This is a genomic window from Actinoplanes sp. NPDC020271, from assembly GCF_044388125.1.
Classification (GTDB): Bacteria; Actinomycetota; Actinomycetes; order Mycobacteriales; family Micromonosporaceae; genus Actinoplanes.
The window spans coordinates 240888-253753 of sequence record NZ_JBIRWQ010000008.1 but is presented as its reverse complement, the minus strand read 5'-3'; the positions used below and the strand labels follow the sequence as shown (position 1 = coordinate 253753).

General features: G+C 70.8%; 16 protein-coding genes. 6 read left to right on the top strand and 10 right to left on the bottom strand.

Annotated features, from left to right (window positions below):
* The first annotated feature begins 149 nt into the window (after positions 1-149).
* Positions 150-1274 carry a SigB/SigF/SigG family RNA polymerase sigma factor gene (locus ACH442_RS20455; protein ID WP_396339628.1) on the top strand — a complete coding sequence of 375 codons (1125 nt, stop codon included), beginning with the start codon at positions 150-152 and terminating at the stop codon, positions 1272-1274.
* On the opposite strand, the gene ACH442_RS20450 is transcribed toward ACH442_RS20455, so the two are convergent.
* Genes ACH442_RS20450 through ACH442_RS20430 form a run of 5 tightly spaced genes read right to left on the bottom strand, consistent with a single transcriptional unit; the run spans position 1275 to position 3729 of the window.
* A complete protein-coding gene (locus tag ACH442_RS20450) occupies positions 1275-2006 on the bottom strand; it encodes an ATP-binding protein (RefSeq protein WP_396339627.1) in 732 nt (243 codons plus the stop codon).
* Complete coding sequence (locus ACH442_RS20445) at positions 1939-2370, bottom strand: hypothetical protein (RefSeq protein WP_396339696.1); 432 nt, start codon at positions 2368-2370, stop codon at positions 1939-1941. The genes ACH442_RS20450 and ACH442_RS20445 overlap by 68 nt, the downstream gene beginning before the upstream one ends.
* Positions 2313-2450 carry a chemotaxis protein CheB gene (locus tag ACH442_RS20440; protein WP_396339626.1) on the bottom strand — a complete coding sequence of 46 codons (138 nt, stop codon included), beginning with the start codon at positions 2448-2450 and terminating at the stop codon, positions 2313-2315. Before ACH442_RS20440 ends, ACH442_RS20445 begins: the two co-directional genes overlap by 58 nt.
* A gap of 16 nt (positions 2451-2466) precedes the next feature.
* Positions 2467-2862 (bottom strand): ChaB family protein, encoded by a 396-nt coding sequence (locus ACH442_RS20435; protein ID WP_396339625.1) that lies wholly within the window; start codon positions 2860-2862, stop codon positions 2467-2469.
* Between the two features lie 12 nt (positions 2863-2874).
* Positions 2875-3729: a Rieske 2Fe-2S domain-containing protein gene (locus ACH442_RS20430; RefSeq protein ID WP_396339624.1), complete on the bottom strand. Its 855-nt coding sequence runs from the start codon at positions 3727-3729 to the stop codon at positions 2875-2877.
* 141 nt (positions 3730-3870) lie between these two features.
* Here ACH442_RS20430 and ACH442_RS20425 point away from each other — a divergent pair, with 141 nt between their 5' ends.
* Positions 3871-4215, top strand: coding sequence for an STAS domain-containing protein (locus ACH442_RS20425; protein WP_396339623.1), 345 nt, complete (start codon positions 3871-3873; stop codon positions 4213-4215).
* 119 nt (positions 4216-4334) lie between these two features.
* Here ACH442_RS20425 and ACH442_RS20420 read toward each other — a convergent pair whose 3' ends face one another.
* Positions 4335-5057: an STAS domain-containing protein gene (locus tag ACH442_RS20420; protein ID WP_396339622.1), complete on the bottom strand. Its 723-nt coding sequence runs from the start codon at positions 5055-5057 to the stop codon at positions 4335-4337.
* Between the two features lie 294 nt (positions 5058-5351).
* Between ACH442_RS20420 and ACH442_RS20415 the strand changes: the two genes are divergently transcribed.
* The 3 genes from ACH442_RS20415 to ACH442_RS20405 all read left to right on the top strand — a co-directional run bounded on the left by ACH442_RS20415 (position 5352) and on the right by ACH442_RS20405 (position 8072).
* Positions 5352-6290, top strand: coding sequence for an LLM class F420-dependent oxidoreductase (locus tag ACH442_RS20415; protein WP_396339621.1), 939 nt, complete (start codon positions 5352-5354; stop codon positions 6288-6290).
* A 115-nt stretch (positions 6291-6405) separates the two neighbouring features.
* Positions 6406-7404, top strand: coding sequence for an NAD(P)H-dependent flavin oxidoreductase (locus ACH442_RS20410; protein WP_396339620.1), 999 nt, complete (start codon positions 6406-6408; stop codon positions 7402-7404).
* 158 nt (positions 7405-7562) lie between these two features.
* Positions 7563-8072 carry a hemerythrin domain-containing protein gene (locus tag ACH442_RS20405; RefSeq protein WP_396339619.1) on the top strand — a complete coding sequence of 170 codons (510 nt, stop codon included), beginning with the start codon at positions 7563-7565 and terminating at the stop codon, positions 8070-8072.
* Between the two features lie 230 nt (positions 8073-8302).
* Here the strand turns inward: ACH442_RS20405 and ACH442_RS20400 are convergent, their stop codons facing one another.
* Positions 8303-9220: a hypothetical protein gene (locus tag ACH442_RS20400; RefSeq protein WP_396339618.1), complete on the bottom strand. Its 918-nt coding sequence runs from the start codon at positions 9218-9220 to the stop codon at positions 8303-8305.
* A 277-nt stretch (positions 9221-9497) separates the two neighbouring features.
* On the bottom strand, positions 9498-10502 hold the full coding sequence (locus ACH442_RS20395; RefSeq protein ID WP_396339617.1) for an alpha/beta hydrolase fold domain-containing protein: 1005 nt from the start codon (positions 10500-10502) through the stop codon (positions 9498-9500).
* Positions 10503-10596: 94 nt separating this feature from the next.
* Here ACH442_RS20395 and ACH442_RS20390 point away from each other — a divergent pair, with 94 nt between their 5' ends.
* Positions 10597-11988, top strand: coding sequence for a YdiU family protein (locus tag ACH442_RS20390; protein WP_396339693.1), 1392 nt, complete (start codon positions 10597-10599; stop codon positions 11986-11988).
* Positions 11989-11994: 6 nt separating this feature from the next.
* Here the strand turns inward: ACH442_RS20390 and ACH442_RS20385 are convergent, their stop codons facing one another.
* Both ACH442_RS20385 and ACH442_RS20380 read right to left on the bottom strand, forming a co-directional pair.
* Positions 11995-12171: a hypothetical protein gene (locus ACH442_RS20385; RefSeq protein WP_396339616.1), complete on the bottom strand. Its 177-nt coding sequence runs from the start codon at positions 12169-12171 to the stop codon at positions 11995-11997.
* Positions 12171-12821, bottom strand: a complete 651-nt coding sequence (locus tag ACH442_RS20380) for a fasciclin domain-containing protein (RefSeq protein ID WP_396339615.1) — start codon at positions 12819-12821, stop codon at positions 12171-12173. The genes ACH442_RS20385 and ACH442_RS20380 overlap by 1 nt, the downstream gene beginning before the upstream one ends.
* Positions 12822-12866 lie beyond the last annotated feature (45 nt).

The following is a 12866-nucleotide window of genomic DNA, read 5'->3' as shown; positions in this document are numbered from 1 at the left end:
ACACTGTTCGTCAGGGGTCCGGGGGTCGCTTCGGGCTGACCGGCACGCACTACCGGACCGCAACCGCCCCGGTTGCAGAGGTCGGATGTTTGCGCTGCAGCAAATACGGGCACCTCGTAGCCATCGTGTGCGCCGGAGGGGGTGAAGGCATGCGAGAGGCCGGTCAACTCGAGCCGTTCGAAGACCTGGACGTGCTCGCCGACCAGTACGCCCGGGCGTGCGACGGCGCGGACCGTTCGCAGCGTCGCCGTCTCCGCGAGGACTTCGTGCGGGAGGCACTGCCTTTCGCGGGGCGGCTGGCCCGGCGTTACCGGGGGCGCGGCGAGCCCACCGACGATCTGGAGCAGGTCGCGCGGCTGGGCCTGGTGAAGACCGTGGACCGGTTCGACCCGGAGCGGGGTTCCTTCACGGCGTACGCGATTCTCACCATCACCGGCGAGATCAAGCGCCACTTCCGTGACCACACGTGGGGCGTGCACGTGCCCCGCGGCCAGCAGGACCGGGTTCTCGAGTTCGTGCACGCGCGCGCGGCCCTGACCGGTGAGCTGGCCCGCACGCCGACCGTGGCCGAGCTGGCCGAACGGCTCGGTGTCGAGGAATCGGAGGTGCTCCGCGCGCAGACGTCGGCGGCCGCGCACAGCACCGAATCACTGAACTCGCCGCTGGGTGACAGCACGAGCGGCAGCGAGATGGGCGACCTGCTCGGCGGTCCGGACGGCGATCTGACGCTGGTCGACGACCGGGCGACGGTCGAAACCCTGCTCTGCGAGTTGCCGGCCCGCGAGCGGCAGCTGCTGGCGCTGCGTTTCTGGGGCAACCGGAGCCAGGTGGAGATCGCCGAGGAGCTCGGCATCTCCCAGATGCACGTGTCGCGCCTGCTCAGCCGGGCGCTGACCTGGTTGCGCGAGGCCATGCTGTCGGACACCACGCCGCCGTGGACCGGTTCCGGCGGGTCCGAGCACCGGGTGCTGGTCACGACCGGGCCGGATGGCGTTCACGCCCGGGTGCACGGGGAGATAGACCGGGACAATGCCCATGTGGTACGTCGTGAGCTGCTCAACGCCGGCGGAAGCTGCGGCCACGGTCGCCGTCTGGTGGTCGATCTGTCCGGTGTCCCCCTGCTGAGCGCGGCCGGGATCGCCATGCTCGGCGCGGTCCACACGGTGGCCCGCGGGCGGAACGTGACGATGCTGGTGACGGGCGTTCCGGCGTACGCAATAAGGATCTTGGAAATCTCGGGGATGCGCGCGCTGGTCGACGGCTGCACGCGCTGATCAGATCGCGAGCGTCGCCCAGACCACCTTGCCGTCGCGGGTGGGCAGCCAGCCCCAGTCGACCGCGAGACTGTCGACGAGCAGCAGCCCGCGCCCCCGATCGAGCTCGCCCTCCACCGGCAGGCGGGCCTGCGGTGGGTGGGCCGACCCGTCGCGCACGGCCACGTGCAGGTAGCGCGGACGCGAGACCAGCTGCAGGGTGATCATGGTGTTGGCGTGCTCGACCGCGTTGGTGACCAGCTCGGTCACGACCACGCTGGCCGGCCCGACCAGGTCCGGCAGGTGCCACTGCGCACAAGCCGCGGTGGCCACGTCGCGGGCGTGACGCGCGGCACCGCTCAGTGGCAGCAGTTGATCGCTGATCATCGGCATCACGGTCTCGGTGCGGCTCACCTCGCTGACCGCCTCGTCGACGCCGGCACGCACCTGAAGAGAACCGTACCGATTCCGGGCGAGCAGGCCGGCGACCTCCGGGCGCGGCCCGCAGAGCAGCACCGGAGTGCCCGGCCAGATCCCGGCCTGCCGGTGGACCGCCGCGAACACCGACAGCGCCACCTCGTCGCCGAGCGACATCTGCGACAGGTCGGCGAGCAACGCGGCCGGCTGCTCGGCCAGGCTGTTCTGCAGCGCGCCCTGCAACCGGTGAGCAGTGCCCAGATCCAATTTACCCTGCACCGTGACGATCGCGCAGCCGGACTGCTCGCCGGTGGTCCAGCTCAACGCTGCCGTCATCGGTGTCGCCGCCCTCCCTGCCAACCGGTTGTTCACGGATGCCCGTGGCCGCCGCCGTCAAACTACCCGGCGACGGGGCTGCCTCCATCACCACGATGCTGCCGGTCGGCGTTCCCGCCACGTCGAGCAGGGGCTGCACCCGACTGCTCTGCTGCAGCCGCTCGTCGATGCCCTGGAACTCGTCGTTCGTGGACCGGCGTTCCTCGTTCGTGGTCTCCAGCTCCTGCGCCTCGGCGTTGAAGTACATCAGCGTGTTGCGACAGCTCGAAGTAGCGTTCCAGCAGTTCCGGCGGGACACTCTCGACGTCACACGCGCTGTAACCGGCGTGCCGGGCCTCGTTGACAACCGGCCGTCGAGCAGCATGAGATGGCAATCGGCAGGTTCGCGGGCAGACCGGCGATCAATGCGCGCAGCGCCTCGACCCCACCGGCCGAGGCGCCCACAGCGATCAGATCCGATTCAGTTGCGTGCTTTCCGGGTGCTCTTGTCGTTGGCCTTCTGAATCGCGTCGACCAGCTCGGCCTTGGTCATCCTCGAACGGCCGCTGACATCCAGCCGTTTCGCGATGTCCATCAGGTGCTCCTTGCTCGCGTTGGCGTCCACGCCTCCGGCCGTCTCCGCCCTGGTGCCACGTCCACCGGCCGCCTTCGCGTCGCTCGGACCCTTCTTCGCCTTCGGCTCCCAGTGGTCGCCGACCTTCTCGAACGAGTGCTTGACCGCGGAGAACGCGGTGCGGTGAGCGCGCTCGCCCTCACCGTACTGCTCGACGGCGGAATCGTGCGTCTTCGCGTACGTGTCCTGCGCCTTTGTCGGGGATCGTTTCAACGTCGACGGCATGTCCTCACGTGCGGGCACGACAAATCCTCCTCAGGGCTGACGGATCTCGATACGCCCGTCCTTCACCCGTACGGGGATGACAGGCTGGTTGTTCGCGGCCGGCCCGTGCACCACGGCACCGTCGCTGAGCCGGAACGTGCTGCCGTGCCACGGGCACACCACGCAGGCGTCCCAGCCGTCACCGACGACCTCGCCCTCGCCCAGCGGCCCGGTCTCGTGGCTGCAGCGCTCGACCAGCGCGGACACCCGGTCGGCGATCCGGTACAGCAGCACCGGCACGTCACCGGCCAGCCGCACGACCGTGCGCCGCTCCGGGACCGAGGCCAGGGAGCACACCTCGGTCCACTCCTCCGGCAGCCGCCCGATGTCCGGCGCCGCCTGATTCGTTCCGGCGGCCTGCGCGTACGCCAGATGCCCGCCCAAGTAGGCGCCGAGTCCCGCCACGGTCAGCCCGGCGTAACCGAGCGCCCGTCCGCGGGCATGCCGGCCGCCGAGCCGAGCCAGCAGCGACGCGGTGTAGAGGCCGACCGCCACTGCGTTGGCGCCGGCGTGCACCAGACCCACTCGGCGCCGGTCCCGGGTCAGCTGCGACCAGTCGACCCAGCCGGCCGCGACCGCCGGGACCGCGCCGGCGACCCCGACCGTGACCAGCGTGGTCGCGGCCTTCTTGGAGCCGGGCAACAGGTCCAGGATCGCGGAGCAGACGAACGCCCCGACCGGCACCTGCACCAGCACCGGGTGCAGCGGATGGCCGAGCCAGGTGCCGTGCAGCAGGTCACGCAGCCGCTGCGGGCGGACCGCGGCGGTGACCGCCGATTGGATCCGGTCGCTGACTCCGTCGAGGCTTCGGGCTTCTTCCAGGCGGTTGAGGATCGGCATACTCATCGCATTCCCCGTCACAATCCGCCGAAACGCCGACCCCGAGCGGACGCGGCCCGCCACGGTTAGGGTGACAAGTCCGCGCGGTGATCCTGCGGCAGGTCATCATTCAGCAGGGAAAACCTGGACAAGTACAGCGGGGGAGACATGACCGGGTCGTTCGCGGTGAGCAAGCATGACGAGGGCGCAGGCGTCATCCGCCTGGCCGTGCGTGGCGAGATCGACAACGAGGTGAGCGACGCTTTCGCCCAGATCATCGGCAACGCGGCCGCCCAGCCCGGCGCGACCGTGGTGATCATCGACCTGGAGCGGGTGCCGTTCCTCGCCGCGGCGGGGATCCGGGCGCTGTTGGAGGGCCGGGCTGTGGCGCTCTACCACGGATGCTCCTACCAGGTGGTGAACGCCCGCGGCGTGGTCCACGGGGTGCTGGCCACGACCGGCCTGCTCAGCCTGTTCCACACCACGATCCGCCGCTCCGCCGCGAACCGGTAGCGGCTCGCGGCTCGCTTCTCGCGGCTCGCGGCTCGCTTCTCGCGGCTCGCTTCTGAGCTGCGAAGTACGCGGCCCGCCTCACGCTTACCAGCGGCGAATCCGTGTCCGGTTTTCGCTTCTCAGCGGCGGAGTCCGGCCCAGACGACTTTGCCGCCCTCGGCCGGGATCGTGCCCCAGCGCCGCGCGAACTGCCCGACCAGGAACAACCCGCGCGGCGCGGCCGGGTCGAGCGGCGACACCTCAGCGGCCCGGGGAATTTCGTAAGAGCCGTCCCGCACGGCGATCAGCAGATACCGTCTCCCCAGGGTGAACCGCAGGTCGATGAGGGTTTGGGCGTGCAGCACGGCGTTCGTCACCAGCTCACCGGCCACGATCCGCGCCGGGTCGGTGAGGTGCGCGAGGTTCCACCGCTCGCAGGCCTCCACCGCCAGGCGCCGGGCGTGCGCCGCCGCCCCGCCGACCGGCAGCAGGCTGTCGGCCAGCCACGGCAGCTCCTCGCCGGGTTCCGCGCCGAGCGCCTCGTCGGTGGTCGCGAAGACCGGCATCCGCCCGAACCGCCCGCTCGCGAACCAGCCGGCCACCTCGGCGCTGGGCACGCTGAGCAGCAGCGGTGTCCCCGGCCACATCGCCGCCTGCCGGCACACCGCGCCGAACACGGACAGCGCGATCGGCTCCGGCACCGCGGTCTCGGCCAGGTCGACGACCACCGCGTCGGGGCGCCCCACCAGGCATTTCAGCAGCGTGGCGCGGACCTTCGGCGCGGTCGCCGAGCACAGGTCACCCCGGATCCGCACCACTGTCCTGGTGCCGACCTGGTTGATGGTGCAACTGATTACCGGCATTTCGTCATTCTTGCCCCGTGACGCGGCGCATCCCACATCCGATTTGCCGCCATTCTTTCTGCCACCCGGCAGTATGCCCACCTGATCCCCCGGCAACCCCCTTCCGCAGTACGTCGTATGCCTCTGAGCGCCAATCGGCTTCGGGCGAGGCGGCGACCAGGGCCGACGCCGGCGCGTGCGGCGACCTTCTCGACGACGACGAACCCGACCTCGACGAACCGGAGTCCCTCGCATGGATCGCCCCGGAGGACCGCGACACGATTCGGTGATCGCCCTCGGGGTATCCGCCTTGACATGCGAATCGGATACTTCCTGTCCTGTGAGGAATACACCCCGGCCCAGCTGATCGAACAGGCGAAACTGGCCCAGGACGCCGGCTTCCAGGGCCTGTGGATCTCCGACCACTACCACCCGTGGAACGACGCTCAGGGCCAGAGCCCGTTCGTCTGGTCGATCATCGGCGCGCTCAGCCAGGTCGTCACGATCCCGATCACCACGGCGGTGACGTGCCCGACCGTCCGGATCCACCCGGCGGTCGTGGCGCAGGCCGCAGCTACCAGCGCGGTGATGCACGAGGGCCGTTTCGTTCTCGGCGTCGGCAGCGGCGAGGCGCTCAACGAGCACATCACCGGCATGCGCTGGCCGGTCGCCGAGGAGCGCCTGGAGATGCTCGAGGAGGCTGTGGAGGTGATGCGCGAGCTGTGGAAGGGCGAGTTCGTCAGCCGCCGCGGCGCCCACTACGAAGTCGACCAGGCGCGCATCTACACCCGGCCGGAGACGCCGCCCAAGGTCTACGTCTCGGCGTTCGGCCCGAAGGCGATCGAGGTCGCGGCCCGGATCGGCGACGGTTACATCTCCGTCATGCCCGACGGTGACCTGGTGAAGCAGTTCCGCGAGGCGGGCGGCGGCGACAAACCGGTTCAGGGCGGTTTCAAGGGCTGCTGGGCGCGGACCGAGGAGCGGGCCGTCGAGACCGCGCACCGGCTGTGGGCGAACTCCGGCGTTCCTGGAGAACTTTCCCAGGTGCTGCCGTCGCCGCGCCACTTCGAGCAAGCCTCCTCCCTGGTCACGCCGGAGATGACGAAGGACGCGATCGTCTGCGGCCCGGATCCGGCCGGCCACGCCGCCCAGATCAAGGCTTACCGCGAGGCCGGTTTCGACGAGGTCTACGTCGCCAACATCGGCCCCGATTACGCCGAGCTGATCGACCTCTACCGCCGCGAGTTCCTCTGAGTCGCCGACGTCAGCACCGTCGGCGGCGACGTGACCGACCTCGGCCGCCGGAAATTCCGGTGATCGGTCCGTCGGCCGACAGTTCGCGCGGCCGACATGGGCCATCGTCATCGGGATGGAGCTGAGAACCAGATTCACCGAGGCGTACGGTCTGACGACGCCCATCGCCCAGGCCGGCATGGCGTTCGTGGCATCCACCCCCGACTTGCCGGTCGCGGTCAGCAATGCCGGTGCCCTGGGAGCACTCGGCGTCGGCCTGATGCCGGCGCCGGTGCTCACCCAGGTGATCGCCGCGATCCGGGCCGCAACCGACCGGCCCTTCAACGTCAACTTCATCACCGGGCTCGCCGGGCCGGACCAGATCGACGCGGTCTGCGAAGCGGCCGTCCCGGTCGTCTCCTTCCACTGGGGCCACCCGTCCCCCGCCTGGATCGACCGGTTGCACGCGGCTGGAACGCGCGTCTTCGAGCAGGTCGGCTCGGTCGACGCGGCGAAACGGGCGGTCGGCGACGGCGTCGACGTGGTGGTCGCGCAGGGGCTGGAGGCGGGCGGGCACAACTTCGCCACGCTGCCCACGCTCGCCCTGGTGCCGCAGGTCGTGGACGCGGTCGGGCCGGCCCTCGTGCTGGCCGCCGGTGGCATCTCGGACGGGCGTGGGCTGGCGGCAGCGCTGATGCTCGGTGCGGACGGCGTCTGGATCGGCACCCGGCTGGTCGCCACCGACGAATCCGGCGCGCACGAGGGATACAAGGAACGCCTTGTCGCGGCGGGATCGACCGCGACGGTGCTGACCTCGCTCTTCGGCCCGGAGACGCCGGACTTCAACCCGATGCGGGTGCTGCGCAACCGGGTCGTCGACGAATTCCCGGGCGAGCCGCCGGCGGACGCCCCGCGCCCGATCGTCGGCCGGACCAGCCTGGGCGGCCCGGAGGTCGACGTCCCCCGTTTCGCCAGCCTGGTGCCGATGCGCGGCACCACCGGTGACCTGGAGGAGATGCCGCTGCTGGCCGGGCAGGGCGTGGGCCTGATCGACGCGGTGAAGAGCGCCGCCTCCCTGATCGCGGACATCACCGCCCAGGCCAGGGAGGTGATCGCCCGCCACGCCCGGGCTTGAGAGCGCCGCGCCGGAGATTCGAACATGTGTTCGCCTGTCATGCCCGGCACGCTACGCCCCGGGGCCGACAAGAATTGGCTTGTGCACAGTGGCCGGGGCCACGCGAAGTTATCCACAGCGTCCCGGCAGCGGAGCGCGAACCTTTGTAAGGTGCGGGCATGGACGAGATCACGGCGCTGATCATGGAGGACCACCACACGTTCCGGGTGGGCTTCGCCCGGCTCGACGATGCCCGGGGCGAGGAGCAACTACGGGCGATCTGGGAGCCGCTCGCGCTCCACCTCGACATCCACGCGGACGCCGAGGAGGAGATCCTCTATCCGCACCTGCTGACCGACAGCGGTGGGGAGGACGCGGAGGAGGAGACCGACGACGCGATCCGGGATCACAACAAGATCCGGGACGGGATCGTCGAGGCGGCGAAACATCCGGTCGGGTCGGACGGCTGGTGGGCCGGGGTGTGGACGGCGCGCACCGAGAACAGTGAGCACCTCGCCGAGGAGGAGGACGAGGTGCTGCCCGACTTCCGGAAACACGCGAGCATGGAGTTGCGGATCGAGCTCGGGGCGAAGTGGTTGCAGTTCTTCGCCGAGCACCCGCAGGGCAAGGGGCTCGACTTCCACAACAAGGATCCGAAGCGGTACATCGCCGAGCACGAGCAGGACTGACACCCTCCGACGTCCCCTGCGGCCCAGCCGAAAGCCAGCGGCTGGCCGTCCGGGGTGCCTCCGGCACCGCGACACACCCCCGGGAACCAGCCGAGACCAGGCGGCGCGGCCCTCAGAGGTGCATCCGACACGACGACACACCCCTGAGGACCGGCCGGAGCCCGGCGGCTGGCCTCGGGAGGTGCTTCGCGGTGCGATACACCTGTGAGGCCGGCCGAAGGGCCGGGTTGTCAGTTGCTGGTGGCGATGAAGATGATCAGGGCGACGAGGGCGAACGGGATGACCAGGCCGGCCCAGGTCAGCGGGCGCTCCAGCAGGCGCGGGCCCGGGTCCGCCGGCGGGTGGCTCGTGCCGTAGGGATTGGGCTGCGGCGGCGCGAGGTCGGCGACCTTGCCCCGGCGGATCAGGTTCATCAGGACGGTGAAGGGGGTGATGATGAACGAGCCGTAGCCGTACCAGCCCTGGACCAGGGTGCGCGAGGTCATGTGCCGGAAGACGCCGAGACCGCAGTCGCGGCAGAACGGGCCTTCGCTGCTCAGGAACCGCATCATCACGATCATGCCCTGGTGCCCGCGGAACTTGACGTGCGCGGCCGGGATGGATCCGCAGAAGCGGCAGGGCAGCATGCCTTCCGGCGCGTAGGCCGGCTGGCTGCCCGGGGCGGGCTGACCGGCGTACGGCGGCGGGAACGCGGCGTGCCCGTCCGCGGCGGGCGCCGCCGGGTACGCACCGGGCTGACCCGGATAGGCGGCCGGCTGCCCCGGCGCCGGATACGCGACCGGCGCGGCCTGGCCCGGATGAGCAGCCGCGGGCTGACCGGGGTAGGCAGCCGCGGGCTGACCCGGGTAACCGGCAGCAGGCTGACCGGGGTAAGCAGCCGCGGGCTGACCCGGGTAACCGGCAGCAGGCTGACCGGGGTAAGCAGCCGCGGGCTGACCCGGATAACCGCCCTCAGGCCGGCCGGGGTGACCGGGTCCGGGCTGGCCGGGGTAACCGGCAACAGGCTGACCGGGTGCGGGCTGGCCCGGGTAACCGGCAGCGGGGTAACCGGGTGCGGGCTGGCCCGGGTAGGACCCGGGCGCCGGGTACCCGGCGGGCGCGGTCGGGTCGGGGGTCGCGCCACCCCACGGAGTCGGCTGCTGGGACATGCTCACCTCGTAGCGGGAAAACTGTAAAGAACCTGTGAGCGCGTCAGGGTACTGGTTGATCACCGTTTTGCGCTGCCCCGCTTCCGGGTGGATTCGCAACCGAGACGTACCCGCCGCCGGAGGCAGTGCCGGTGCGCAACCCTCGGAGGGGAAGGACGCGGCCGGCCCGGGAGATTTGCGGTGTCGCCCCGGTGGTCGGCGTGGTGTGGGCACTGGTTCTCGGGCGATGACGCGGCTCGAGTGATGCCCGACAAGCCAGCCGCTGAGCCCGCGCTCGCTACTTAGGGGCGATCCAATCGCCGAGCAGGTCGACCGTGCGCACTCCGGCCTCGGTGAACGGATCGTTCAACGTCCCGTGCGCCGCCCCCGGCAGCAGATGCACGCTGACCTCGACTCCCGCCGCCCGCAACTGCTCGGCGTAGAGCTCCCCGGACCGCCGCAACGTGTCCGACTCGCAGTTGACGATCAGCGTAGGCGGCGTCCCGACCAGGTCGCCGACGCCCGGGAACGCGTACGGATCGGTCAGCCCGGCACTCCCCGCATAGTGAACGCTCAGATCGTGGATCCACTCCGGCGAGAAGTACACCGCGTCGCGCCTGCCCCGGATCGCGTCGAGCCCGGCCTGATCCCATCCGGTCAGTTCGGGGTGCACTGCCGGGTACGCCAGCGCCACTGACGCCGGCGGCCGCCCCTGCCCGTCACGCAGGCGTTTCGCGACGCCCGCGGCCAGGCTGGCGCCCGCGCTGGCCCCGCCCAGGTGCATCTTCGCGGCCGGCACGCCCATCCGGTCGGGGTGGTTGACCGCCCACGACCACCCGGCGAGCACGTCGTCGGACGCGGCCGGGTACGTCACCCCGTGCAACGCCTTGCGATAGTCGAGCGCCAGCACCGGGATCCCCCGCGCGGCCAGCATCAACCCGGTCCAGTGCGACTCGGCCATCTCCAGGTCACCCCAGACGAACGCGCCGCCGTGCACCCAGACCAGCGCCGCCGAGGCGTCCGATCCGGGTTTCCGGTAGAGCCGCGCCGGCACCCCGTCGATCGCCGGTGCGGTGACCTCCACCTCCGACAGCGACGGGTAGCGCGCGATCAGCTCGGCGTGGGTCGGCCCGGAGTCCGGCATGTCCCCGGCGATCTCCAGCATCCGCACGAATTCCGCGACCGGCGGCAGGTCGCCCGAGGTCGCGCCGCCGAGGACGGCCCGCTGGACGGGGCGCGGCAGGTTGCGCAGGGCTTTCATCGCGTACCCCAGGACGGTGGCCCGGAGGGGGGTCTCAGACATGGCCATCATCTTCCACGCCGGCCCGGCGGCAGTGGATTGCGACACTCGCGATTCGTCCCGGTTCACCGGGGGCGGATACCGTCGGGATGTGGACATGATCCTGGGACATCGTTTCGCCGACGACCTGCCCGAGATGGCGATCCCGTGGCAGGCCGAGGAGGCACCGGAGCCGCGCGTGCTGGTCCTCGACGAGCAGGTGGCCGCTGAGCTGGGCGTCGACCTGGCGCAGCTGACCGCGGGACTGCTCACCGGCACCGAGGTTCCGGAGGGCGCGAAGCCGGTCGCGCAGGCCTATGCCGGCCACCAGTTCGGGGGCTACTCCCCTCGCCTGGGCGACGGCCGGGCGCTGCTGCTCGGCGAGATCAACGGGCGTGACCTGCACTTGAAGGGCTCCGGCCGGACTCCGTTCGCGCGCGGCGGCGACGGGCTGGCGGGCGTCGGCCCGATGCTGCGGGAGTTCATCGTCAGCACCGGCATGCACGCGCTCGGCATCCCGACGACGCGGTCACTGGCCGTGGTCGCCACCGGCCGGACGGTGCTGCGGGAGCAGCCGCAGCCGGGCGCGGTCCTGGCCCGGGTCGCCGCGAGCCACCTGCGGGTGGGCAGTTTCCAGTTCGCCCGCGCGACCGGCGACGCCGATCTGCTGCGGCGGCTCGCCGATCACGCGATCGACCGGCACTACCCCGAGTCGAAGGGCGACTACCTGGGCTTCTACGACGCGGTGGTGGCCGCGCAGGCGTCGCTGGTCGCGCAGTGGATGCTAGTCGGCTTCGTGCACGGCGTGATGAACACCGACAACATGACCATCTCGGGCGAGACCATCGACTACGGTCCGTGCGCGTTCATGGAGGCCGTCGATCCGCGGACGGTCTACAGCTCGATCGACACGGGCGGGCGGTATGCGTACGGGAATCAGCCCGGCATCGCCCAGTGGAACCTGGCCCGTCTCGCCGAGGCTCTGCTCCCGCTCCTCCACGACGACGAGGAGCAGGCGATTCCGCTGGCCGTGGCGTCGCTGGAGAAGTTCGCGCCCGCCTTCAACGCGGCGTGGACCGCGGGCATGCGCGACAAGTTGGGCCTGGCCGAGGACCCGGCAGCCGAGCTGACCACCGATCTCGCCGAACTGTTGCACGCCGGCAAGATCGACTACACCACCTTTTTCCGTACGTTGTCGGAAGCGGCCCGCGGCAACACTGCGCTCACCCGGGCCCTCTTCGACGACCCGTCCGACTTCGACGCCTGGCTCCCCCGCTGGCAGGCCCTGAACCCGGCCGCCGAGCGGATGGATCGCGTGAATCCGATCTACATCCCGCGCAACCATCTGGTCGAGGAAGCCCTGGCGGCGGCCGCCGGCGGCGACCTCGACCCGCTGCACCGCCTGGTCGCCGCGATCTCGGACCCGTTCCACGAGCGCCGCGGCCTGGCCCGTTACGCCGAGCCCGCCCCGACCGATTTCGGTCCGTACCAAACGTTCTGCGGCACGTGACCACGCTCATCCGACGGTGACCGCGATCGTGTGCCGGCCGGTCGCGCCATCCCCCTGCTCACCGGTTCCCGCGACCAGAGAACCCGCTCCGGTCCGGGCCGCGGCCGCGAACAGTTCCGCGGCCGCGATCCCGGAGCCCGCCGCGACGATCCTGGTGAGGGCCGCGCGCAGACGGTGTCGCATCAGCTCTTCGGCATCAGGACGGAGTCGATGATGTAGACGTTCGCGTTGGCGGTCTGCACGTTGCCGCAGATCACCGCCGCCTTGTCGGTGCCGACGGTGAAGCTCTCGCCGCTGCCGGCGACGGTCAGGTCCTGCCCCTGCAGCGTCTTGTGGGTGCCGGCCAGGTCGGTCGGGGTGAGCTTGCCGGGCACCACGTGGTAGGTGAGGATGCTGGTCAGCGTCTTCTTGTCGGCCAGCACCTTGTCCAGCGTGGCCTTCGGGATCTTGGCGAACGCGTCGTTGGTCGGCGCGAAGACGGTGATCCCCTCGGCCGAGTTCAGCGAGTCGACCAGCCCGGCCTTCTTCACCGCCGTGACCAGCGTGGACAGCAGCGGGTTGCCGGAGGCCGCCGTGGCCACCGGGACCTTGCCCATCGCCTCGAAGCTGCCGGCGTTGGCCGGGTCGGTCGGGACAGCGGCACAGCCGGTGCCGAAGTTGACCATCGAGTCCATCGGGGCGGCCGAGCTGGGCGCCGCCGCCGCGGAGGTCATCGTCGGCGCCGGCGCGGCTGCCGCCCCGTTCCCGCTGTCGTCGGAGTCACTGCCACAGGCCGCCAGCGAGATCGCGAACACGGTCGCGGCGGCCAGGGCGGTGAGCTTCGTTGCACGCATGATTCGTACCTCCATATCGGGACTTACACCGATGATTCGGAGCGA

What these genes read in the sequence shown, in the direction of transcription:
- ACH442_RS20455 (WP_396339628.1), top strand. Translation starts at nt 150, where the DNA reads ATGCGAGAGGCCGGTCAACTCGAGCCGTTCGAAGACCTGGACGTGCTC.
- ACH442_RS20450 (WP_396339627.1), bottom strand. Translation starts at nt 2,006, where the DNA reads ATGACGGCAGCGTTGAGCTGGACCACCGGCGAGCAGTCCGGCTGCGCG.
- ACH442_RS20445 (WP_396339696.1), bottom strand. Translation starts at nt 2,370, where the DNA reads ATGCTGCTCGACGGCCGGTTGTCAACGAGGCCCGGCACGCCGGTTACA.
- ACH442_RS20430 (WP_396339624.1), bottom strand. Translation starts at nt 3,729, where the DNA reads ATGAGTATGCCGATCCTCAACCGCCTGGAAGAAGCCCGAAGCCTCGAC.
- ACH442_RS20425 (WP_396339623.1), top strand. Translation starts at nt 3,871, where the DNA reads ATGACCGGGTCGTTCGCGGTGAGCAAGCATGACGAGGGCGCAGGCGTC.
- ACH442_RS20420 (WP_396339622.1), bottom strand. Translation starts at nt 5,057, where the DNA reads ATGCCGGTAATCAGTTGCACCATCAACCAGGTCGGCACCAGGACAGTG.
- ACH442_RS20415 (WP_396339621.1), top strand. Translation starts at nt 5,352, where the DNA reads ATGCGAATCGGATACTTCCTGTCCTGTGAGGAATACACCCCGGCCCAG.
- ACH442_RS20410 (WP_396339620.1), top strand. Translation starts at nt 6,406, where the DNA reads ATGGAGCTGAGAACCAGATTCACCGAGGCGTACGGTCTGACGACGCCC.
- ACH442_RS20405 (WP_396339619.1), top strand. Translation starts at nt 7,563, where the DNA reads ATGGACGAGATCACGGCGCTGATCATGGAGGACCACCACACGTTCCGG.
- ACH442_RS20400 (WP_396339618.1), bottom strand. Translation starts at nt 9,220, where the DNA reads ATGTCCCAGCAGCCGACTCCGTGGGGTGGCGCGACCCCCGACCCGACC.
- ACH442_RS20395 (WP_396339617.1), bottom strand. Translation starts at nt 10,502, where the DNA reads ATGTCTGAGACCCCCCTCCGGGCCACCGTCCTGGGGTACGCGATGAAA.
- ACH442_RS20390 (WP_396339693.1), top strand. Translation starts at nt 10,597, where the DNA reads ATGATCCTGGGACATCGTTTCGCCGACGACCTGCCCGAGATGGCGATC.
- ACH442_RS20385 (WP_396339616.1), bottom strand. Translation starts at nt 12,171, where the DNA reads ATGCGACACCGTCTGCGCGCGGCCCTCACCAGGATCGTCGCGGCGGGC.
- ACH442_RS20380 (WP_396339615.1), bottom strand. Translation starts at nt 12,821, where the DNA reads ATGCGTGCAACGAAGCTCACCGCCCTGGCCGCCGCGACCGTGTTCGCG.